The sequence below is a fragment of the Pseudomonas sp. ABFPK genome (genome assembly GCF_001586765.1).
Lineage (GTDB): Bacteria > Pseudomonadota > Gammaproteobacteria > Pseudomonadales > Pseudomonadaceae > Aquipseudomonas > Aquipseudomonas asiatica.
This window is the reverse complement of the sequence record NZ_LQXW01000012.1, coordinates 106,037-128,654: the sequence shown is the minus strand read 5'-3', so window position 1 is coordinate 128,654 and position 22,618 is coordinate 106,037. Positions and strand designations below refer to the sequence as shown.

Here is a 22,618-nt window from a genome sequence, read left to right as displayed (position 1 = left end):
ACCCGGCCCCTGTACAAGGGCCGGGTTCTTTATAAGTGAAGCAGGCGGATCAGACCAGCTTTTCCAGCTCCGGAACCGCTTCGAACAGGTCAGCGACCAGGCCGTAGTCGGCTACCTGGAAGATCGGCGCTTCTTCGTCCTTGTTGATCGCCACGATCACCTTGGAGTCCTTCATGCCGGCCAGGTGCTGGATCGCGCCGGAGATACCGACGGCGATGTACAGCTGTGGCGCAACGATCTTGCCGGTCTGACCGACCTGCATGTCGTTCGGCACGAAGCCGGCGTCGACCGCGGCGCGCGAAGCACCGACGGCAGCGCCGAGCTTGTCGGCCAGGCTGTACAGGTGCTTGAAGTTGTCACCGTTGCCCATGCCACGGCCGCCGGAAACGACGATCTTGGCAGCGGTCAGCTCTGGGCGGTCGGACTTGGCCAGCTCTTCGCCAACGAAGGCCGAGATGCCGGCGTTGTGCGCAGCGCCAACGGCTTCGATGGCAGCCGAACCACCTTCGGCGGCCACGGCGTCGAAGCCGGTGGTACGCACGGTGATGACCTTGATGGCAGCGCTCGATTGCACGGTGGCAATGGCGTTACCAGCATAGATCGGGCGCTTGAAGGTGTCGGCGGACTCGACCGAGATGATCTCGGAGATCTGGTCCACGTCCAGCAGCGCGGCAACGCGCGGCAGGATGTTCTTGCCGTTGGTGGTGGCCGGCGCCAGCACGTGGCTGTAACCCTTGGCCAGCTCGACGATCAGCGGCGCAACGTTTTCTGGCAGGACGTGGGCGTAGGCAGCGTTATCGGCAACCAGCACCTTGGCCACGCCAGCGATCTTGGCTGCGGACTCGGCAACGCCGCCCACGTTCTGGCCAGCGACCAGCACGTGCACATCACCACCGATCTTGGCGGCAGCAGCAACAGTGTTCAAGGTGGCCGGGGCTACGGCACCGTTCTCGTATTCAGCGACAACCAGGATAGTCATTTAGATTACCTTCGCTTCGTTCTTCAGCTTCTCGACCAGTTCGGCCACCGATTTGACCTTGATGCCAGCGCTGCGGGCAGCCGGGGCTTCAACCTTCAGGGTCTTGTTGGTGGAGGCGAGGGAAACGCCCAGCGCGTCTGGAGTAACAGTCTCCAGCGGCTTCTTCTTGGCCTTCATGATGTTCGGCAGCGACGCATAGCGCGGTTCGTTCAGGCGCAGGTCGGTAGTGACGATGGCTGGCAGGTTCAGTGCAACGGTCTGCAGGCCGCCGTCGATTTCACGGGTGACGTTCAGCTTGTCGCCAGCCACTTCGACCTTGGAGGCGAAGGTGCCCTGGGCGAAGCCGGTCAGCGCAGCCAGCATCTGGCCGGTCTGGTTGTTGTCACTGTCGATGGCCTGCTTGCCGAGGATGACCAGCTGCGGCTGCTCTTTGTCGACAACGGCTTTCAGCGCCTTGGCCACGGCCAGGGAATTCAGTTCGTCAGCGGCTTCGACCAGGATGGCACGGTCGGCACCCAGTGCCAGGGCAGTACGCAGTTGCTCCTGGGCAGTGGTCGGGCCGACGGAAACGACGACGATCTCGGACGCGACGCCCTTTTCCTTCAGGCGTACGGCTTCTTCCACGGCGATTTCGCAGAAGGGGTTCATGGACATCTTGACGTTAGCAAGGTCGACGCCGGAGTTGTCCGCCTTGACGCGAACCTTGACGTTGTAGTCGACCACTCGTTTGACAGCTACAAGAACCTTCATGGATTCCTCGTTACTCTCCGGTGAATAGATAGTCGCCAGGGGCAGAGCCCTGCGATGCGCGTGGGTACAAGGGCACCTCTAAAAACGTACCGGGAGGCGGTAACTTCACAGTGACCGAACAGTCTTGTCCGGACTCTTGCGACAAATACTCACGGGTCATTTTCTGTCATGGCGTGTAAACTCCACTACAAACCGGCCAAAGGCCGCAAAACCCTGCTCCACACCTGGTCTTTAGAGGTGTACCTGCGCCCGGCTGCAAGCCTACGGCGAACGTAAAACCGCTCGTATCTTGACCGTAACACCCAATCCGGTCAATACGGCAAATCGGTCACCCTCCAGCCGCGTTCCTGTGATTTTACTGGCCTGCGGCAAATTCAAACAAACGTTTGTATTGGACCCGCCAAGTGGTGTAGATATAATGCGCGGCCAAGACAAAACGGTGTAGTCCGTCATTTGCCCAGCTACAGTTCCGCCGTTGCGTAGAACCGCTGCGAATGCCCCGCGCACCCAATAAGACAAAGCAACAGCACGAGCCTTGATGAGTAGGAGAGAACCAGTGGAACGCGAATACATGGAATTCGACGTGGTCATCGTCGGCGCCGGCCCGGCGGGCCTGTCCGCCGCCTGCCGACTGAAGCAGAAGGCCGCCGAAGCCGGTAGCGAAATCAGCGTCTGCGTGGTGGAAAAAGGCTCTGAAGTCGGCGCCCACATCCTCTCCGGCGCGGTGTTCGAACCCCGTGCCCTGAACGAGCTGTTCCCCGACTGGAAAGAGCTCGGCGCACCGCTGAACACCGAAGTGAAGCGTGACGACATCTACGTACTCAAGGATGCAGGCAGTTCGACCAAGGTGCCTGACCTGTTCGTGCCCAAGACCATGCACAACCAGGGCAACTACATCATCTCCCTGGGCAACCTGTGCCGCTGGCTGGCCCAGCAGGCCGAGAACCTGGGCGTGGAAGTCTACCCGGGCTTCGCCGCCCAGGAAGCGCTGTTCGATGAAAACGGCGTGGTGCGCGGCATTGTCACCGGCGACATGGGTGTGGACCGTGAAGGCAACCCGAAAGACGGCATGTACACCCCTGGAATGGAGCTGCGTGGCAAGTACACCCTGTTCGCCGAAGGTTGCCGTGGCCACATCGGCAAGCAGCTGATCAAGCGCTTCAACCTGGATAGCGAAGCCGACGTCCAGCACTACGGCATCGGCCTGAAGGAAATCTGGGAAATCGACCCGGCCAAGCACGAGCAGGGCCTGGTGGTGCACACTGCCGGCTGGCCGCTGGACGTCATGGCCAAGGACAACACTGGTGGTTCGTTCCTCTATCACCTGGAAAACAACCAGGTGGTGGTCGGCCTGATCGTCGACCTGTCCTACGCCAACCCCTACCTGTCGCCGTTCGACGAGTTCCAGCGTCTCAAGCACCACCCGGTGATGGCGCAATACCTCGAAGGCGGCAAGCGCATCAGCTACGGTGCCCGTGCCATCTGCAAGGGCGGCTTCAACTCGCTGCCGAAAATGGTCTTCAACGGCGGCGCGCTGATCGGCTGCGACCTGGGTACCCTGAACTTCGCCAAGATCAAGGGCAGCCACACCGCAATGAAGTCCGGCATGCTCGCCGCCGAAGCGGTGGCTGATGCACTGATCGCCGGCAGCGAAGGCGGTGACCAGCTCAACGGCTACGTCAGCGCCTTCAAGGCCAGCTGGCTGTACGAGGAGCTGTTCGCCAGCCGCAACTTCGGCCCGGCCATGCACAAGTTCGGCCCGCTGCTGGGCGCGGCATTCAACTATGTGGACCAGAACTGGTTCGGCGGCAAGCTGCCGTTCACCCTGCACGACACCAAGCCGGACTACGCCTGCCTGAAGCTGGCGGCCGAGTCGCAGAAGATCGATTACCCGAAACCGGACGGCAAGCTCAGCTTCGACAAGCTCAGCTCGGTATTCCTCTCCAGCACCAACCACGAAGAGGAACAGCCCTGCCACCTGAAGCTGACCGACCCGAACGTGCCGATCGCCAGCAACCTGCCGCTGTACGACGAGCCGGCCCAGCGCTACTGCCCGGCGGGCGTGTACGAAGTGGTCACTCAGGAGGATGGCAACAAGCGCTTCCAGATCAACGCGCAGAACTGCGTGCACTGCAAGACCTGCGACATCAAGGACCCGGCCCAGAACATCACCTGGGTCACCCCTGAAGGCGCTGGCGGGCCGAACTACCCGAACATGTAAGGCCTCTGCCCTGCAGTAACAAAAAGCCCCCGGTTCTCACGAGCCGGGGGCTTTTTGTTTTACCTGTACCGGCCTCATCGCCGGCAGCCAGCTCCCACCTCGACCGCATCGACCTCGATCCATGCGCTATCCCTGTGGGAGCCGGCTTGCCGGCAATGAGGCCAGAACAAACAACAGAAAACTATTTTTCACCACACATTACCGGCATCGGCTCTGCCGCGAACGCCAATGGCTCCCGACGTCCGAAGTACAAGGCCGTCAGCAACCCCACCGTGCCCATGACAAGACAAAAGCCGACACACACCCACGGGCTCCACGGCATCAGCGCAATCAGCGCCAGCGGCGTGGTGCTGGCCCAAAGCGCGTAGGCCACGTTATAGGTGAAGGAGATGCCCGACACGCGGATCTCGGCCGGGAACAACCCGACCATCACTGATGGCACTACGCCCACCACGCCGCAGGACAGGCCCGCCAGCGCATAGGCCAGCCAGGTCACGCTCCACTGTCCCACCAGGCTGGCATACAACGCGCCGATGCCCACCGGCAGCAACAGGCTGTAGAACATCAGTGCGCGCCAGGCGCCTGCACGGTCGACCAGCAGCCCGGCCAGCACGCAGCCGATGTTGAGGAAGACGATGCCCACGCTGCTAAGGGCAAAGGTGTGCCCGGCACTCATGCCGAAACGCTGCTGCATCACTGTCGGGGTAATCACCACCAGCACCACCACGGCGGAAGTCAGCACGCAGGTCAGCAGCGCCGCCGGGATCAACGCCCGGCGGTGTTCGCCCAGCACCCGCCGCAGCGGGAAGCTCACCGGCTGCTCCTGGCGCGCGCGCAGGGCGAGGAACACCGGTGTTTCGCTGAGCCAACGACGCAGCCACACGCCGATCACGCCGAATACCCCGCCGAGCAGGAACGGGTAGCGCCAGGCGTAGTCGAGGATTTCCTGCGGGGTGAACACTTGCGCCAGCAAGGTCGCGGTCAGTGCCCCCAGCAGATAGCCAAAGGTCAGGCCGGCCTGCAGGAAGCCCAGGGCATAACCGCGCCGCCCGGCTGGCGCGTGCTCGGCGACGAAAGTCCAGGCGCTCGGCACCTCGCCGCCCACCGCCGCGCCCTGCAGGATACGCAGTGCCAGCAGGATCAGCGGCGCGGCATAGCCGATGTCGGCGTAGGTCGGCATCACACCGATCAACAGGCACGGCAGGGCCATCATCAGGATGCTCAGGCTGAAGACCCGCTTGCGTCCCAGGTGGTCGGCGAAGTGCGCCATCAGGATGCCGCCCAGCGGCCGCGCCAGGTAGCCGGTGACGAAGATTCCGAAGCTTTGCAGCAGGCGCAGCCATTCGGGCATCTCGGGCGGGAAGAACAGCTGGCTGAGGGTCAGCGCAAAGAATACGAAGATGATGAAGTCGTAGATTTCCAGCGCGCCGCCCAACGCCGCCAGGCCCAGGGTCCGGTGGTCGCCGCGGCTGAACCGGGGCGGGCGAGCGGTATCGATGGCAGTCATGGCAGGGTCCGCAAATCGGCAAAGGGCAAGAGGATAGCAAATAGCTGCCCCCTTGCCCCGCCCGCTGCGGCTTTAGCGGTTGAACAGGGTATTGACGAAATTGGCCTTCGGCCGTGGCCGCGCCGTGGCAGCCGGCATGGCGCCCGGCAGCGGTAGCCTGCCGACCTGCAGCGGCGAATCGATGATCGCCATGAATGCCTCCAGTGCCTCGTTGTCGGGCACCTGGGGCAGGCTCATGCTGACGGCCTGGCGCTCGGCCTGCGGCACCAACGGCACTTGCAACTGGTTGGAGTGATAAAGCAGGGCATGCTGGATCTGCGTGCTGACGCGACAGAAGCGCGCCAGATCGACCCCGACATGGCTGGCCAGCTCAATATTGCCCAATAGCAGGTGGAAAGGCTGCAAGGCACTCAGCACCAGGCGCTGCAGCTCCTCGAAGCTTTCCACTGGCGCTATCCGGTAGTAGCCCAGGCCGTTGAGCAGCCGCTCCAGTTGCAGGCGCTGGCAGGGGTGTGCATCGGCGATGAGGATGCGCAGGGTCTTGTTGGCCATGGTGGGACCTGGGCAGTTGGGTAATGGTTAGGCTCCATGACCATACTGCGCCAGTAACGGCTGCTGCCTAGGCTACGCCTGGCAAGGGTCTTCTTTGATAGAAGTCGGGAAAACCGTGGAAATCAAGTGAGCGACTGACGGAATTTTCATCCGCCTTCAACCCGGCGATCAGGATTCCCACTCGCGCATGCGCACACGACAGTGCTTCATGGCATTGACGATGTGCTTTTCCACCAGACTGCGGGAAATACCCAGGTGCTCGGCAATCTGTTGGTGTGACAAGCCTTCGAGCTTACGCAGCAGGAAGCAGTCGCGGCAGACCTTGCTCAGCTCATCCAGGGCGCGCTGCATCAGCGCCAGGCGCTGGTCGAGCTGCATGTCATGGGTCGGCGCCGGGGTGTGCCAGCGCTCGTCGTTGTCCAGCACCTCCAATGGCTCGGCCTGGCGCACCAGGTGCCGGCGATGGCGGTCGACAACCAGGTTCAGCGCGGTGCGGTAAAGGAAAGCACGCGGGTGCTCGATGCGCTCGGCGTCGGTGCGCTCCAGCACTCGCAGGTAGGCATCATGCGCCACGTCTTCGGCGGCCTGACGACTGCCCAGGCGCGAAGAAAGAAAACCCACCAGTTCGCGATAGTAATGTTCCACGACGTTACCTGAGATCGTCCTGCCAGCCTATGCCAGAAAGCCTTTTCAGGCAGCAACGCGGGACCGAGTGATGTCAACGTGCGATCTTACAAATTATAATTATTCTCAGCAACAAGGGTATGTCTTGGGAGGTTTCGCGCCTGTGAAATCGCGCGCCGCCCGCGCGGCGCTTCGCAGCACAAGGCTGCTCCTACATCTGTTTCGGGCCAATTATTCCTGTGACAGAGGCGCGCGTCCCTCTGGCGTCCACCTCAATATCGTGTCGGACAAACAGGGCGGTCGCGCGCATTGGTACAGGCGTTACTGGCCCGAAATAGATGTAGGAGCAGCCTTGTGCTGCGAAGCGCCGCGCGGGCGGCGCTCGATCTCACAGGCGCCACAACCCTGTCGCCATACACCTGTCAGCCCCTGCTCAATATTCGCTAAATCCCCTCCTGCCGCTTTCGTCTATCTGGCACCCACTCGGCTGGATGTCTGCATGAGACCTTTAACCAACACCCGTCGCCGGCTCCTGCTCAGCGGCCTGGGCCTGCTCGGCCTGGGCAGCCTGCTGGCCTGGAAGGCCCTGCCCTACGGCGCACAGCCGCTCAGCACGGTTGCCGTGACCCGCGCCGACATCGAAAGCAGCGTTACCGCACTGGGCACCCTGCAACCAAGGCGCTACGTGGACGTCGGTGCCCAGGCATCGGGGCAGATCCACACCCTGCATGTGGAGGTCGGCGACACGGTGCGCAAAGGCCAGCTGCTGGTCGAGATCGACCCTTCTACCCAGCAGGCCCGGCTGGATGCCGGCCGCTACTCGATCGACAACCTCAAGGCCCAGCTGGCCGAACAACGCGCTCAGTTCCAACTGGCCCGGCAGCAGCTCAAACGCCAACGGGAGCTGGCCGCCGCCGGCGCCACCCGTGACGAGGACGTGCAAACGGCCGCCGCACAGCTGAAGGTCACCCAGGCGCGCATCGACATGTTCCAGGCCCAGATCCGCCAGGCCCAGGCCAGCCTGCGCAGCGACGAGGCCGAGCTGGGCTACACGCGCATCTACGCGCCGATGGACGGCACGGTAGTGGCGGTGGATGCCCGTGAGGGGCAGACCCTCAATGCCCAACAACAAACCCCGTTGATCCTGCGCATCGCCAAGCTCTCGCCGATGACCGTGTGGGCCCAGGTGTCGGAGGCCGACATCGGCAAGGTCACCCCGGGCATGACCGCCTACTTCACCACCCTGGCCGGCGGCAAGCGCCGCTGGACCAGCACCGTGCGGCAAGTGCTGCCGATCCCACCCAAGCCACTGGAGCAGGCCAGCCAGGGCGGCGGCAGCCCGGCCAGCGTCAGCAATGGCAGTGCCGGCAGCCAGGTGGTGCAGTACAGCGTGCTGCTGGATGTCGACAACCCGGACGGCGCCCTGATGGCCGAGATGACCACGCAGGTGTTCTTTGTCGCCGGCAAAGCCAGCCAGGTGCTGACCGTACCACTGGCCGCGCTGGACGAAGGCGATGGCCTGCGCCTGGCGCATGTGCTGACCCGCGACGGCAAGGTGGAACAGCGCCAGGTGCGCACCGGCCTCAGCGACCGCCTGCGGGTACAGGTGCTGGACGGCCTGAACGAAGGCGAACGCCTGGTGATAGGCGCCCCTGGCGTCAGCGGAGGTTGAATGAGCACACCCCTGATCGAGCTGGTCGACATCCGTAAATCCTACGGCGGCATCGAAACGCCCAAGGTCGATATCCTTCATGGCATCAGCTTGCGCATCCATCCCGGCGAGTTCGTCGCCATCGTCGGCGCCTCTGGCTCCGGCAAATCGACCTTGATGAATATCCTCGGCTGCCTCGACCGCCCCACCTCCGGCAGTTACCGCTTCGCCGGCAAGGATGTGGCCGAGCTGGGCAGCGACGAACTGGCCTGGCTGCGCCGCGAGGCGTTCGGCTTCGTGTTCCAGGGCTACCACCTGATCCCCTCGGGCTCGGCCCAGGAAAACGTCGAAATGCCGGCCATCTATGCCGGCATCGCCGCCAACGAACGCCACGCCCGTGCCAGCGCCCTGCTCGGCCGCCTGGGCCTGGCCAGCCGCACTGGCAACCGCCCGCACCAGTTGTCTGGCGGCCAGCAACAACGGGTGTCGATTGCCCGGGCGTTGATGAACGGTGGCCATATCATCCTCGCCGACGAACCCACTGGCGCCCTCGACAGCCACAGCGGCACCGAAGTGATGGCGTTGCTCGACGAGCTGGCCAGCCAGGGCCACGTGATCATCCTGATCACCCATGACCGCAATGTCGCGGCGCGGGCGCAGCGCGTGATCGAAATTAGCGACGGCCTGATCATCAGCGATTCGGCCGCCGAAAAGCCCATGGTCGAAAACAGTCGCGGGCTACAGGCCGACCAGCTGCGCCAGCGCCTGGACCATGGCGCAACCTTGCACGGGGCATGGAAAGGTGAATTGTTCGAAGCCCTGCAGGCGGCCTGGCGGGTGATGTGGGTCAACCGCTTCCGCACCGCCCTGACCCTGCTGGGGATCGTCATCGGTGTGGCCTCGGTGGTGGTGATGCTGGCAGTGGGCGAAGGCAGCAAGCGCCAGGTCATGGCGCAGATGGCAGCCTTCGGCTCGAACATCCTCTACCTGAACGGCAAGCCGGCGAGCCTGGGCGAGCAGGCCGGCACCATCACCCTCGACGATGTCGCTGCCATCGGCCAACTGCCGCAGGTCAAGCACGTGATGCCGGTGATCGGCGAAAAGATGATGGTGCGCCACGGCAACAACAGCCAGCGGTTCTATGTGGGTGGCAACAACACCGGGTTCCCCGAGATTTTCAACTGGCCGGCGGTGCAAGGCAGCTTCTACAGCGATGCCGATGAAGCCAACGCTGCCGCGGTGGCGGTGATCGGCCAGAAAGTGCGGGAAAAGATGCTCGACCCTGGGCGCGACCCTTTGGGGCAGTACCTGTTGATCGGCAATGTGCCGTTCCAGGTGGTCGGTATCCTGGCCGGCAAGGGCGCCAGCTCTGGCGACCAGGACAGCGACGGGCGCATCGTGGTGCCCTACTCCGCCGCAGCCATCCGTCTGTTCGGCCAGCGTGACCCGGACTACATCGCCGTTGCCGCCCTGGACTCCACGCGGGTCAACGAAGCCGAAGCGGCCATCGACAAGCTGCTGCGCCAGCGCCACAACGGCCGCCAGGACTTCGAGCTGACCAATGACGCAGCGCTGATCCAGGCCGAGGCGCGCACGCAGAACAGCCTGTCGCTGATGCTGGGGGCGATCGCCGCGATCTCGCTGCTGGTGGGTGGCATCGGCGTGATGAACATCATGTTGATGACCGTGCGCGAGCGCACCCGTGAAATCGGTATCCGCATGGCCACCGGCGCGCGCCAGCGCGACATCCTGCGGCAATTCCTCAGCGAGGCGGTGATGCTGTCGATGGTCGGCGGCCTGGCCGGCATCGTCCTGGCCCTGGCCATCGGTGGCGGCCTGATGCTGGCCGAAGTGGCGGTGGCCTTTGCCCTGCCCGCCATGCTCGGCGCCTTCGCCTGTGCTGTCGTCACCGGCATCGTGTTCGGCTTCATGCCAGCGCGCAAGGCCGCCCGCCTCGACCCGGTCAAAGCCCTTACCAGCGAATAACCCATGACTCTGCCTAGCCGCATCAGCCTGTTGCCCCTGTGCGTATGCCTCGCCGCCTGCAGCACGCCGCAAACACCCGCCAGCGGTATTGCCGCGCCATCTGCCTGGCAAGGCGAGGCCGCATCACCCTCGGCCCAACTGCCAACGACGCAGTGGTGGCAAGCCTTCGCCAGCCGCGAACTCGACCGCCTGGTGCAGCACGCCCTGCACAATGCCCACGACCTGGCTGCTGCCACGGCACGGGTACGCCAGGCCCAGGCCCGCGCAGTCATCGCCGGCGCGCCGCTGCTACCGGAGCTGAAGCTGGGCCTGGATGGTAGCCGCCAACGCCTGCTGCACGGTGACGGCTACGACCAGCTGGATGTCAGCCGCAGCGAACCCACCAGCACCTCGTTCGGCATGCAGCTCAGCGCCAGCTACGAAATCGACTTCTGGGGTGGCCTGCGAGCGACCCGTGACAGCGCCCTGCGCAGCCTGGATGCCAGCCGCTTCGACCGCCAGACCGTGGAGCTGACCTTGGTCAGCGCGGTGGCCGACAGTTACCTGCAGGGCCTGGCTTTGCAGGAACAGTTGCGCATTGCCCGCCTCAACCTGCGCAATGCCCAGGACGTGCTGGGCCTGGTCGAGGCACGCCAGCGCAGCGGTTCCGCCACGCGCCTGGAACTGGCCCAGCAGCGCAGCCTGGTGGCCGCGCAGCAACGTCAGTTGCCGTTACTGGAACAGAAGTGGCAAGACAGCCGGGTCACCCTGGCGACCCTGCTCGGCGACCCGGTGCAGTCGCTGCCCACCAGCCAGGACGCGATCAACACCCTGCAATGGCCCGCCATTGGCAGCGGCGTGCCCAGCGAGCTGCTCACCCGCCGCCCGGACATTGCCGCAGCAGAAGCTCGGCTCGCTGCCGCCAGCGCCAATGTGCAGGTCGCCCGCGCCGCCATGCTGCCCAAGCTCACCCTCGGGGCCAACCTGGGGGCTGGCGCCAATACCTTTGCCCATTTGTTCGACAGCTCCTACTACACCCTCACCAGCGGCCTGGTCGCGCCGGTCTTCAACAACGGCCGCCTGCGCGCCGCGCGTGAACTGGCCGAGGCTGAACAGGCAGAGTTGCTGGAGACCTACCGCAGCAGCATCCTGGCCGGTTTTGCCGATGTCGAGAAGGCGCTCAATGCGATCCAGGGCGTGGACCGCCAGCGGCAGTGGCAGGATGAAGAAGTGGCGCAGGCGCGCCTGGCATTCGACCTGGCGCAGCAGCGTTATGGCGCGGGAGCGGAGACGCTGTTGAGCGTGCTGGAGACCCAGCGCACCTTGTATGCGGCGCAGGACCAGCAGGCCCAACTGCGCCTGGCCCGGTTGCAGGGTAGCGTGGCGTTGTACAAGGCATTGGGGGGTGGCTGGCAACTAGAACACCTGCGCGCCCCGTTGTAGGAGCGGCCTTGCGTCGCGATGGGCCGCAAGGCGGCCCCGGCATTATCCGCATCAACGCTGAAATCCGGGGGCTGCTGCGCAGCCCATCGCGACACAAGGCCGCTCCTACAAAAAGGCGGCGCAAGCCTCGGGGGCTTCAACGCGAGCGCTGCGCCACCTTCAGGTTGCGCGCATACCACGGCCGCTGCGGTACCTTGGGCCGCAGCTTGTCGAGCAGGTCGTCATCGCTGTAGATGATGCGCAACGCCAGCTTCATGGTCTCCGGGTCCATCTCTACACTGCGCCCGGGCCGCAAACCCGGCACCGTCGAGCAACCATGGGTATCCGGCCCCAGCCACGGGTCGGCCACCTCCACCCAGCGCCCTGGCGCAAACCATGGTACGCCATTGACTTCCAGGCGCCGTACCTCGCCTGGGTGCAGCCGCTCATGGGCGTGGAACCAGTCCTCGATGCGGTCGTCGATCCAGCCATGAAAGTGCCAGAACACCGGGTTCACATGGGATGAAAACGGGTCACCGAGAAAATCGTTCTGTTCGGCGAACCAGCGCTCGGCAAAATCATCCGGCGTGCGCGCCGTCGGCACCGGCATGCCGTTGGAGGGGTCGCGCGGCACCGATGCCCAGCGCATGTGCAGCCAGTCGTGCAGGCCCAGCTCCACTTCCGAACCGAACTGGCCCAGGGTCAAGGTGCTCAGGTACTCCGGGTCGGTGTAGCGTGACTCCCAGACCTGGAAGTTGCCATGGAAGGTATCCGGCGTCTTGATGTCGCGCACCCACTGGGTGTATTCCGCATCACCGCTGGCCAGCCAGGTGGGCGGCAGGGCATTGCCGTCATGGTTGTCGAAGTAGCGGGCGAATCCGGCCCGGTCGCGCTCCAGTTCCGGCTGCGGCAACGGGAAGCGCGTCCATGACGGCAAGTCCTGCAAGGCACGGGCCCTGCCAAGCATGTGCCGGTGCATGAATAAAAAGTCTTCTCCCGAGCCGTTGCGGTCCTTGTGCCGGCCCCGCGCGTCACGCTCGCGATCACGTGGCCCGGGCTGCCAGCCCAGGCCACGAAGGGCGCCCTGCTTGTCCTTGCCCAGCTTGTGCCATTTGTCCCGCGACGAGTGCCACAGCTGGTGGAACAGGCGATGCTCCGGGGTGGTCAGCCAGGCCAACAACTGCGGGTTCAGCGGGGTACGCTCGCGCGCCTCGGGGAAGGTGCGCTTCAAGGCCAGGAACTGGTTGTCCTCCACAGGCAAAGTCAGCGCGCGGTCCAGGCGTGCAATGCGCCCGTTGAGGGTGGCCGGCCCGGCGTTGCCGAACCGGCCCCAGACCTCGTCGAGCACGATATGGCATTCATAGCGGGCCTGGGCCGAAAACAGGCGCCAGCGCAGGGTGCCCGGTTTGTCCGCCAGCAGGTCGCCTATCACGCGGTAGCGCGGCTCATCCTGCCCACGCAGGCGCTCGGGAGTATCCAGGTAGCCGCGCAGGGCGCGTCCGCTGGTTGCCACATCCAGGAACAGCTCCAGTTCACTCGTGGGTAGGCCGTCCAGCCCCGCATCCTTGCCCAGCAGCGTCCAGCGCCAGATGCCGCGCAGGGTATCGCCCAACTGCTGCAGGCGGGTATCGGCCAACTCGACGACGGCCTCGCCAGGGGTTTCCGGGAATTCCTCGGCGGCACGCTGGCGCTGCACATACAGCGCCCCCAGCGCACCGGGCACCACCACACCCGTCAGTGCCACACCGGCGATGAAACCGCGTCGGGAAATCGTCATTGCATACCTGTGCATTCATTGCGGCCATGGAGCACGGCCCGTCCAAGGCTAGAACGTTGCACGGCAGGCGAAATTTAGCGGCTTGCCACCCCCGCCCCTGAGGGCAACTCGGTCAATGTAGGAGCGGCCTTGTGTCGCGAAAGGGCCGCAAGGCGGCCCCGGCAATTTTGCAGAGGTGCGAAGATCCTGGGGGCGCTGCGCACCCCTATCGCGACACAAGGCCGCTCCTACAGGGCCCTGCGCCAGCGACCTGATAGCGGCTAAATTTCCCGGGTGCAAGCTCGTTCACTGCAGGTAGCGGCGGCCTCTGTGCCCATCCCTCGACGGTGAACCTACTGAGACCAAGATGACGACTCCACGCTGGAAGAAAGCCCTGTTTATCAGCCTGGCCGCGGCGGCTGCCGCTGGCGCCGGGTTTGCCGCCTGGCACTACTTCGCCACACCCGCCGGCTATTCCAGGGAGGTGACCCGCCAGGCCAACGACCTGCAGGAACGCATCATCTCGTTCGACAGCCATGTCACCCTGCCGCTGACCTTCGGCACCGAAGGCAGTGAGGCCGACAAGGATGGCGATGGCCGCTTCGACCTGGCCAAGGCCGCACGCGGGCGTTTGTCCGGCGCGGCCCTGACCATCTTCGCCTGGCCAGAGTCCTGGACCGGAGACGGCGGCCCGCACCGCCCGACCCCAGGCTTCGTCGAAGCCGCCCGCCACACCCAGGAGGTGCGCTACAACGCCATCACCGCCATGGTCCGCGACTTCCCGCAGCAGGTGGGTATTGCCTATACCCCGCAAGACATGCGGCGCCTGCACGGCGAAGGCAAGTTCGCGGTGTTCCTCAGCATGCTCAACGCCTATGCGCTGGGCGATGACATCGACCAGCTCGACCGTTGGGCCGCGCGCGGCGTGCGCATGTTCGGGTTCAGCTATGTGGGCAACAACAGCTGGGCCGACTCTTCGCGCCCGCTGCCGTTCTTCAATGACACCGCCGATGCCCTGGACGGCCTGTCGCCGCTCGGCAAGCGCGCCGTGCAGCGGCTGAACGACCTGGGCGTGATCATCGATGTGTCGCAAATGTCCAGCAAGGCGCTGGCCCAGGCCGTCGCCCTCAGCCGCGCGCCGGTGGTGGCCTCGCACTCGGTGCCACGGGCGATGGTCGACATCAGGCGCAACCTCTCCGACAAGGAGCTGCAGCTGATCAAGGACAGCGGCGGCGTGGTCCAGCTGGTGGCCTTCTCCACCTACCTCAAGCCCTTGAGCAGCAAGACCCAGGACAAACTCAACGCCCTGCGCGCCCGCTACGACCTGCCGCCACTGGTCAACCTCGACTACGCACTGATGCCAGGTGACCCGGTGATTGCCGGCTGGCCCGAGCAGAAGGTCGGCCAATATGCCAACGCGCTGTACGGCATTCTCGAGGAAGAACCGCCAGCCACGCTCAAGGACTATGGCGACGCCATCGACTACACCGTGCGCAAGATCGGCATCGATCATGTCGGCCTGAGCTCGGACTTCAACGAAGGCGGTGGCATCGACGGTTGGCAAAACGCCAGTGAAGCACGCAACGTCACCGCCGAACTGATCAGCCGCGGCTACTCCGAAGCAGATATCGCCAAGCTCTGGGGCGGCAACTTCCTGCGGGTGTGGGAGCAGGTGCAGCGCGCCGCGCAACCTGTCGCCACCTCATCCCCCTGACCCTTGCGAGCCATTTGATGAACGATCGTCGCACCTTTCTCAAGCAGGCCGGCCTGCTTGCGGCCGCCCTGCCCCTCACAGGCCCACTGCTGCCTGCCGCCCAAGCGGCGGCTGCGCAGCCTGCAACCGCCAGCGACTGGGCCGGGTTTCGCAACCTGTTCGAGCTGGACCCGGCGTACGCGCACTTTGCCAACTTCCTGATCACCTCGCACCCACGGCCCGTGCGCGAAGCCATCGAGGCGCTGCGCGCCCGCTTCGACCGCCACCCGGCCCGCATGGTCGACTGGGACAGCCAATCGGAGTGGAAGCACGAGGCCGCCGTGCGTGAATGGGCAGCCCGCTACCTCGAAGTGACGCCCCGGCAAATTGCCCTGACCGGCAGCACCACCGAAGGCCTGGGGCTGATCTATGGCGGGCTGAAGATTGCCCCGGGGCAGGAAATTCTCACCACCGTGCACGAGCATTCGGCCGCCCGCCATACCATGGGCTTTCGCACCACGCGCGATGGCACACCGGTGCACCGGTTGCGCCTGTTCGACGACCCCGCCAAGGTCAACAGCGACCAGGTACTGGCCACCATCGCCGCGGCCATCGGGCCGAAAACCCGGGTACTGGGCATGACCTGGGTGCACTCGGGCAGTGGCGTGAAACTGCCCGTCGGCGAGATCGGCGCACTGGTGCGCGAGGTCAATCGCCAGCGTGACGAGCAGGACCAGATCATCTACGTGATCGACGGTGTGCACGGCTTCGGCGTCGAAGACATGCGCTTTGCCGATCTCAACTGCGACTACTTCATCGCCGGCACGCACAAGTGGATGTTCGGGCCGCGGGGTACCGGGATCATCTGCGCGGCGTCCACCGAACTGAAGCAGCTGACCCCGACCATTGCCACGTTTTCCGAGAACGAGGACTTTGCCACGGTGATGACGCCCGGGGGTTACCACGCGTTCGAGCACCGCTGGGCATTGGGCAAGGCGTTCGAGTTGCACCTGCAGCTGGGCAAGGCGGCGGTGCAGGCACGGATTCATGGGCTCAATGGCTATCTCAGGCAGCGGCTAGAGGCGCTGCCGGGGGTCGAGCTGGTGACACCGCGCAGCACGCAGTATTCGGCGGGGTTCACCTTCTTCCGGGTCACGGGGCAGGATGCTGACGAGGTGGCCCGGTATCTCAACAGCCAGCGCATCGTGGTCGATGCGGTGTCTCGGGATGTCGGGCCGGTGGTGCGGACGGCGCCTGGGCTGTTGAATACCGAGGCGGAGATCGAGCGATTGGTCGATGTGTTGAAGAAGCACCTTCGCAGGTGAGGCCTGGGGCCGCTTTGCGGCCCATCGCGACACAAGGCCGCTCCTACAGGTACAGCGCCAAGTTCGAATTGACGCGGTCTACTGTAGGAGCGGCCTTGTGTCGCGAAAGGGGCGCGCAGCGCCCCCGGCAATCTCGGCCCATCACCGGCGATCGACCCGCTTCAACCACGCCCCGACATCCCGGTAAATCCCCTCCACCTGCCCCACGATCCCCGACATGCGCAAGAAGTCATGGGTCAACCCCTCCACCCGGGCAAAGGTCACCGCCGTCCCACCCGCCACCAGCCAGTCACGATAAGCCATGCCCTCATCATGCAACGGGTCATATTCGGCCACGAACAGGTAAGCTGGTGCCAACGGCTGGCGCAGCGTCGACAGCAACGGCGATACCCGCCAGTCAAGGCGCTGCTCGCGCTGCGGCGCATAGTGCTGGTAGAACCACTCCAGGGTAGGCGTCTCCAGCAGGTAACCCTCGGCATGCTCGCGATGGGACTCACGCCAGCAGGAGATATCGGTCACCGGGTAGAACAGCAACTGTGCCAGCGGCTTGAACGCCAGCGCCTCGGGCTGCTCCACTGCCGTAATGGCCAGCACCGCCGCCAGGCTGGCGCCCACGCTGTCCCCTGCCAGCACCACCCGGCGGTTGTCCAGGCCCAGCGAGGCCGCCTGCTCAGCCAGCCAGTTGGCGGCGTCCAGTACATCGTGCAGGGCCTTCGGGAACTGCTGCTCCGGCGCCAGCCGGTAGTCCGCCGCCAGCACCGCGAACTCGCCCAGGGCCGCCAGGCGACGGCACACCGAGTCATGCGAATCGAGGCTGCCGACCACATAGCCGCCGCCATGCAGGTACAGGATCACTGGCTGCAAGGCAGCACCAGCACCGCCCTGGCGGTACAGACGAGCAGCCAGACGGGCACCGTCGCGCGCGGTAATCTGCAACTCGCTGGCCCTGACGCTGCCGGGCGGGCTCGGGTCGAGTACCTGCGAGCTGCCTTCGAACTCGGCACGGGCCTGGGTCACGTCCATCGCGTGCATGGGCAGGCTCCTGCCCGTCAGCCGGCCAAATTCGACCAGTTCCAGAAATGCCGCCAGATCAGGGTGCAGTGCCATGTGGGTTCCTTGGGTGAACAATGTGACTCGAGCCTCCCTACGGGACGTAGCAGCACGCCGAAAAATTACCCGCCCACACGGCTAAATCGTTGGTGCAGGCACTCGTTATCCCTGCACAACGAAAGACCGCCAGAGGCATACCGTGGACCTTCAGAGCATCCTCAGCAAACTGTTCGCCAACGCCCATGCCGTCGGCATCGAAGGCGTTTTCCAGTTCGTCTTCGGCCAGGACCGGGCCTTCTGGTCGGAGGTGCGCGACAGCAGCCGCACCGGTGCCGGCCGGCACAGCGCCCCGGACGTCACCATCGAGGTGGCCGAGCGTGACTTCATGGGCATCATGGGCGGCACCGCCAACGTCGAAGAACTGTTCGCCAGCGCCCGCCTGAAGATCAGCGGCAACATGGGCCTGGCCACCCTGCTGCCGCAGATCATCAGCAACGCCCGGCGCGGTGCGCCGGCGACCAAGGTGTCGATGAACCAACGCTACCCGACACCGGCACGCCTCAGCGAACGGGTATCGGCCGCGCAACCGGTGCAGCGCGAGGTGGCACGCATTGCCCGCGCCGACATGCCGCTGGCGCGCTTCCAGGGCGATTACCTGGAGCACGGCACGCCGGTGGTCATCAGCGATGCCCTGCAGGACTGGCCGCTGTTCACCATGGGCCGCGAAGCTTCGCTGGAGCATTTTGCCGAACTGCAGGGCATCACCCGGCACGGCGACTACGTGAAGAAGACCTTCTCCACCGACCGCGACTTCCGTTCCACTTCCATGGCCGACTTCATCGCCTCGCTGGACACCCCTGCCAAACCCGGCGAAACCCCGGCCTACATGGGCAACAACATCGTGCCGGAAAAGCTACTGACGCTTATTCGCTACCCGCAGTACTTCGCCCGCGAGAAGTTCATTGCGCCGCGCATCTGGATCGGCCCCAAGGGCACACTGACGCCGCTGCACCGCGACGACACCGACAACCTGTTCGCACAGGTATGGGGGCAAAAGTCGTTCATCCTTGCCGCGCCGCACCATCGCCCGGCCCTGGGTACCTGGTCGACCAGCCCCAAGGGCGGCCTGGACGGCTGCGACTTCAACCCCGACGCCCCGGACTACCAGCGCTTCCCGGCGGCGCGCGAGGTGCCGTTCCTGCGCGTGGTGCTGCAGGCCGGTGACCTGTTGTTCCTGCCAGAAGGGTGGTTCCACCAGGTGGAGTCTGTGACCACCTCGCTGTCGGTGAACTTCTGGGTGAATTCCGGGCGCGGCTGGTAGCCGGGACTACCAGGGGGCGCTTTGCGCCCCTATCGCCGGCAAGCCGGCTCCCACAGGTACAGCGCAAGCCTTTCGGTCGGCGCAGTCCCTGTGGGAGCCGGCTTGCCGGCGATAGGGCCGCGCAGCGGCCCCGGCAATCGATCAGACCGCAGCGATCAACGCCTCGGCAAAGCGCTGCGCGACCTCATCGATCTGCTCGCCACTGATGATCAACGGCGGAAGGAAGCGCACCACTGCCCCATGCCGCCCACCGAGTTCCAGGATCAGCCCGCGCTTGAGGCACTCGCGCTGCACCTTCGCCGCCAATTCACGATTGGCCGCCGGTTGCCCAAGCGCATCCCGCTGGCCTTGCGGGTCCACCAGCTCCACCCCAAGCATCAGGCCACGCCCGCGAATATCACCCAACTGCGGATAAGCCCGCTGCAACTGCTGCAGGTGCTGGCGCAGGCGCTGGCCCATGGCCTCGGCATGCTCTGCCAGGCGATGCTCGACCAGGTAATCGATCACCGCCGAACCCGCCGCCATGGCCATCTGGTTACCACGGAAAGTGCCGGCGTGGGCGCCCGGTTTCCAGGTGTCCAGCCAGTCGCGGTACACCACCACCGCCAGCGGCAGGCTGCCGCCGATGGCCTTGGACAGGGTGACCACGTCCGGGATGATGCCAGCATGCTCGAAGGCGAACATGCGCCCGGTACGGGCGAAACCGCTCTGAATCTCATCGACGATCAACGCCACGCCGGCCTGCTCGGTGATACGGCGTACCCCCTTGAGCCACTCGATATCGGCCGGAATCACCCCGCCCTCGCCCTGCACCACCTCGAGCATCACCGCCGCCGGCAGCGGCACGCCGCTTTCCGGGTCGAGCAGCAGGGTTTCCAGGTAATGCAGGTTGGCCCTGACCCCAGCTTCGCCGCCCAAGCCGAACGGGCAACGGTAGTCGTAGGGGTACGGCATGAACTGCACACCGTTGCCCAGCAAGGCCCCCAACGGCTGCTTCGGCCCATGGCTGCCCATCAGGCTCAGCGCCCCCTGGCTCATGCCATGGTAGGCGCCCTGGAAGGCCAGCACGGTGCTGCGGCCGGTGGCGCTGCGCACCAGTTTCAGCGCGGCTTCCACCGCATCGGTACCGGTCGGGCCGCAGAACTGGACCTTGGCCTCACGGCGCAACGCCTCGGGCAGCACACCGAACAGGTCCTGGACGAAGCGGTCCTTGACCGGTGTGGTCAGGTCCAGGGTGTGCAACGGCAGCTCATCGGCCAGTACCCGCTGGATCGCCTCGACCACCACCGGGTGGTTGTGGCCCAGCGCCAGGGTGCCGGCGCCGGCCAGGCAGTCGATGAACTGGCGGCCTTCGACATCCTCCACATGGATGCCACGGGCGCGCTTGAGCGCCAGCGGGATGCGCCGCGGGTAGCTGCGGGCGTTGGACTCCTGTTGTTGCTGGCGTTGCAGCAAGGGTGAATCGGTGAACTCGTACAAGGCACGCGGCGCGCTGGCCGGCGGGACCTGGGCAAGGCAGGAAGCGGTGGACATGGGTGAATCCTCGCAAGCAAGCGAAAGTGCGGGTGTTCGTCGCTTGGAAAACGCTTGAGTGCGGGGAGGATTTAGCGGTTGCTGTGGGATTTTTGAAAGCAGGCCCGGCCTCTTCGCGGGTAAACCCGCTCCCACAGGATTGGCACAGATCTCAGGGTTGATACAGTACCTGTGGGAGCGGGTTTACCCGCGAAGAGGCCGGCACAGGCAATAAAAATCAATGCCCCGAGCGCGCCGGCACTTGCAACAACACCCGCAACCCATCACTGCGGCTGTCGAACTTCAGGCTACCGGCACAACGCTGCACGATCGCCTGCACGATCGCCAGCCCCAGCCCGCATCCACCACTCTGCCCGTTACGCCAGAAGCGCTCGGTCAGGTGCTCAAGGTCCGCCTCGGCAATCCCCGGCCCATGGTCCCGCACCATGAAACCCACCTGGCCGTCAGCCATCTGCACCTCGAGCTCCACCGCCTCGTCGCCGCCATGGCGCAAGGCGTTGTCCAGCAGGTTGCGCAGCGCCGCCACCGCCAACGGTGCCGGCATGCCCAGGTAGATCTGCGTAGCGGCTTCAGGCAACCGCAGCACGATGCGCCGGTTGTCACCGCCGCCAGCATCCTGCACCGCTTGCCGGGCCACCTGCTCGGCGCTGCACTGTATGCCATCCTCGAACGACAGGCTGCCCTCCACTCGCGCCAGCATCAGCAACTGCTCCAGCGTGCGGTGCATGCGGTCGGCGCCCTGCTCGGCATGCTCCAGCGCCTGCTCGCGCACGGCGCCATCGGTCATCCGTGCCACCTGCAGGTGGGTCTTGATCGCCGTCAGCGGGCTGCGCAGTTCATGCGCGGCATCGTCGGTCAGGCGCCGCTCACGCTCGATGGTCTGGGCAATGCGCAGGAACAGCTGGTTCTGAGTTTCCAGCAACGGTTGCAGTTCGCTGGGCATGCCCGCCACCTGCAGCGGCTCGACGCTGTCCGCGCGCCGGCGACGCAGGGCATCGCGCATGCGGTTGAGCGGCTCCAGGCCCTTGCCCAGGCCGATCCACAACAACCCCAGGCTGCCAAGCAGGGCCATCAGCACCGGCGCCGAGGCCGCCAGCAGGATCGACTGGTTCAGTGCCTCTCGCTCCATGTGCCGGTCGGCGGTAGTAATGCGCACATCGCCATGGTTGTAGGTAAAGGTGCGCCACAGGGCGTCGTCGATAGTCTGGTCACGGAAACCGCTGCGTTCATCGTCCATGACGCCATCGTGCTTGTGGTTGCTGGCGAGAATCTCGCCACGCAGTGAGCTGACCTGGCAAGCCATGCCGTCCGGCACGCTGAACTGGTCGGCGGAAAAGTGCGCCTCCCCACCCTTGGCAGTCAGCGGCTGCGGCAGCTGGTCTATCAGCCCGGCAACCATGCGCGCCGAAGCCACCAGGCGCTGGTCAAGGGAGAACATCATCTGCTGGCGCAGGTCACGCAGCATCCACGCGGCGGCCAGCGCCCAGATGATCACGAAGGCGCTGCCCAGGATCAGGCTCAGGCGTACCCTCAGGCTCATGATGCCGCCTCCTCCGGCGCTTGCGCCGGGCCCAGCCGATAGCCCAGGCCGCGCACGGTCTCGACGATGCCGTTGCCCAGCTTGCGCCGCAAATGGTGGATATGCACGTTCAGGGCATTGCTCTCGACTTCGTCGCTGAAGCCGTACACGCAGTCTTTGAGCTGCTCGCTGGACAGCACCCGCCCGGGGTTCTGCAGCAGCGCCTGGAGCAATGCCTGTTCACGCCGGGACAGGTCGACCGGCAGGCCGGCCAGGGTTGCCTCGCAGCTGCTCGGGTCGTAGCGCAGCGGGCCGTGTTCGATCACATTCACCGCCCGCCCGGCCACCCGTCGCAGCAGGGTGTGCAGGCGAGCAGCCAGCTCGCGCAGGTCGAACGGTTTGAGCAGGTAGTCGTCGGCGCCGGCCTGCAGGCCATCGACCCGGTCGGTAACCGCATCACGGGCAGTGAGCACCAGCACTGGCAGCGTCTCGCCTTTCTCGCGCAGGCGGCGCAACAGCTTCAGGCCGTCTTCGTCGGGCAGGCCAAGGTCGAGGATCATCACGTCGAACTGCGCGGCCTGCAGCATCGCCCGTGCATCGGCGGCGTTGCCCACACGGTCCACGGTCAGGCCCTGGGCGGTAAGGCCGGCGCAGATGCCGGCGGCGATCAGGTCGTCGTCCTCGCAGAGCAGAACGTGCATGGTGGGGCTCCCGGAATGGTGTAGCTGGCATTGCACCTTGGGCGGATTA

Annotated in this window: 17 protein-coding genes; 7 read left to right on the top strand and 10 right to left on the bottom strand. The window is 65.2% G+C overall.

The annotated features are described in order from the left end of the window. Positions 1-49: 49 nt before the first annotated feature. Positions 50-979, bottom strand: a complete 930-nt coding sequence (locus WM94_RS09775) for an electron transfer flavoprotein subunit alpha/FixB family protein (protein ID WP_013973453.1) — start codon at positions 977-979, stop codon at positions 50-52. After that, positions 980-1,729, bottom strand: a complete 750-nt coding sequence (locus WM94_RS09770; RefSeq protein WP_025339979.1) for an electron transfer flavoprotein subunit beta/FixA family protein — start codon at positions 1,727-1,729, stop codon at positions 980-982. 538 nt (positions 1,730-2,267) lie between these two features. On the opposite strand from WM94_RS09770, the gene WM94_RS09765 reads away from it, so the two are divergent. Next, a complete protein-coding gene (locus WM94_RS09765) occupies positions 2,268-3,950 on the top strand; it encodes an electron transfer flavoprotein-ubiquinone oxidoreductase (RefSeq protein ID WP_082810544.1) in 1,683 nt (560 codons plus the stop codon). Positions 3,951-4,131: 181 nt separating this feature from the next. Here WM94_RS09765 and WM94_RS09760 read toward each other — a convergent pair whose 3' ends face one another. The 3 genes from WM94_RS09760 to WM94_RS09750 all read right to left on the bottom strand — a co-directional run bounded on the left by WM94_RS09760 (position 4,132) and on the right by WM94_RS09750 (position 6,654). Further along, positions 4,132-5,457, bottom strand: coding sequence for an MFS transporter (locus WM94_RS09760; protein ID WP_061551081.1), 1,326 nt, complete (start codon positions 5,455-5,457; stop codon positions 4,132-4,134). Positions 5,458-5,529: 72 nt separating this feature from the next. Next, entirely contained in the window at positions 5,530-6,009 is a 480-nt protein-coding gene (locus WM94_RS09755; RefSeq protein ID WP_039615138.1) for a hypothetical protein, read from the bottom strand. Positions 6,010-6,177: 168 nt separating this feature from the next. Beyond that, positions 6,178-6,654, bottom strand: a complete 477-nt coding sequence (locus tag WM94_RS09750) for a sigma-70 family RNA polymerase sigma factor (RefSeq protein ID WP_039615137.1) — start codon at positions 6,652-6,654, stop codon at positions 6,178-6,180. Between the two features lie 478 nt (positions 6,655-7,132). Here WM94_RS09750 and WM94_RS09745 point away from each other — a divergent pair, with 478 nt between their 5' ends. Genes WM94_RS09745 through WM94_RS09735 form a run of 3 tightly spaced genes read left to right on the top strand, consistent with a single transcriptional unit; the run spans position 7,133 to position 11,692 of the window. Beyond that, positions 7,133-8,305 (top strand): efflux RND transporter periplasmic adaptor subunit, encoded by a 1,173-nt coding sequence (locus tag WM94_RS09745; RefSeq protein WP_061551080.1) that lies wholly within the window; start codon positions 7,133-7,135, stop codon positions 8,303-8,305. Then, positions 8,306-10,270: a MacB family efflux pump subunit gene (locus WM94_RS09740; protein WP_061551079.1), complete on the top strand. Its 1,965-nt coding sequence runs from the start codon at positions 8,306-8,308 to the stop codon at positions 10,268-10,270. Positions 10,271-10,273: 3 nt separating this feature from the next. Further along, positions 10,274-11,692 (top strand): efflux transporter outer membrane subunit, encoded by a 1,419-nt coding sequence (locus tag WM94_RS09735; protein ID WP_061551078.1) that lies wholly within the window; start codon positions 10,274-10,276, stop codon positions 11,690-11,692. Between the two features lie 136 nt (positions 11,693-11,828). Here the strand turns inward: WM94_RS09735 and WM94_RS09730 are convergent, their stop codons facing one another. Continuing rightward, on the bottom strand, positions 11,829-13,448 hold the full coding sequence (locus tag WM94_RS09730) for a hypothetical protein (protein ID WP_015271109.1): 1,620 nt from the start codon (positions 13,446-13,448) through the stop codon (positions 11,829-11,831). A 346-nt stretch (positions 13,449-13,794) separates the two neighbouring features. On the opposite strand from WM94_RS09730, the gene pvdM reads away from it, so the two are divergent. Both pvdM and WM94_RS09720 read left to right on the top strand, forming a co-directional pair. Beyond that, positions 13,795-15,141 (top strand): pyoverdine-tailoring dipeptidase-like protein PvdM, encoded by a 1,347-nt coding sequence (gene pvdM / locus WM94_RS09725; protein ID WP_061551077.1) that lies wholly within the window; start codon positions 13,795-13,797, stop codon positions 15,139-15,141. Between the two features lie 17 nt (positions 15,142-15,158). Beyond that, positions 15,159-16,445, top strand: coding sequence for an aminotransferase class V-fold PLP-dependent enzyme (locus tag WM94_RS09720; protein ID WP_061551076.1), 1,287 nt, complete (start codon positions 15,159-15,161; stop codon positions 16,443-16,445). Between the two features lie 141 nt (positions 16,446-16,586). Here WM94_RS09720 and WM94_RS09715 read toward each other — a convergent pair whose 3' ends face one another. Next, positions 16,587-17,552, bottom strand: a complete 966-nt coding sequence (locus WM94_RS09715) for an alpha/beta hydrolase (protein WP_061551075.1) — start codon at positions 17,550-17,552, stop codon at positions 16,587-16,589. 142 nt (positions 17,553-17,694) lie between these two features. Between WM94_RS09715 and WM94_RS09710 the strand changes: the two genes are divergently transcribed. Further along, complete coding sequence (locus WM94_RS09710; protein ID WP_061551074.1) at positions 17,695-18,816, top strand: cupin-like domain-containing protein; 1,122 nt, start codon at positions 17,695-17,697, stop codon at positions 18,814-18,816. A gap of 141 nt (positions 18,817-18,957) precedes the next feature. Here the strand turns inward: WM94_RS09710 and WM94_RS09705 are convergent, their stop codons facing one another. The 3 genes from WM94_RS09705 to WM94_RS09695 all read right to left on the bottom strand — a co-directional run bounded on the left by WM94_RS09705 (position 18,958) and on the right by WM94_RS09695 (position 22,569). After that, positions 18,958-20,349 carry an aspartate aminotransferase family protein gene (locus WM94_RS09705; RefSeq protein WP_061551073.1) on the bottom strand — a complete coding sequence of 464 codons (1,392 nt, stop codon included), beginning with the start codon at positions 20,347-20,349 and terminating at the stop codon, positions 18,958-18,960. Positions 20,350-20,566: 217 nt separating this feature from the next. Continuing rightward, positions 20,567-21,889, bottom strand: coding sequence for an ATP-binding protein (locus WM94_RS09700; protein WP_061551072.1), 1,323 nt, complete (start codon positions 21,887-21,889; stop codon positions 20,567-20,569). After that, the gene (locus tag WM94_RS09695; RefSeq protein WP_039615126.1) at positions 21,886-22,569 is read right to left on the bottom strand and encodes a response regulator transcription factor; all 684 of its coding nucleotides are present in this window, start codon (positions 22,567-22,569) and stop codon (positions 21,886-21,888) included. The genes WM94_RS09700 and WM94_RS09695 overlap by 4 nt, the downstream gene beginning before the upstream one ends. Positions 22,570-22,618 lie beyond the last annotated feature (49 nt).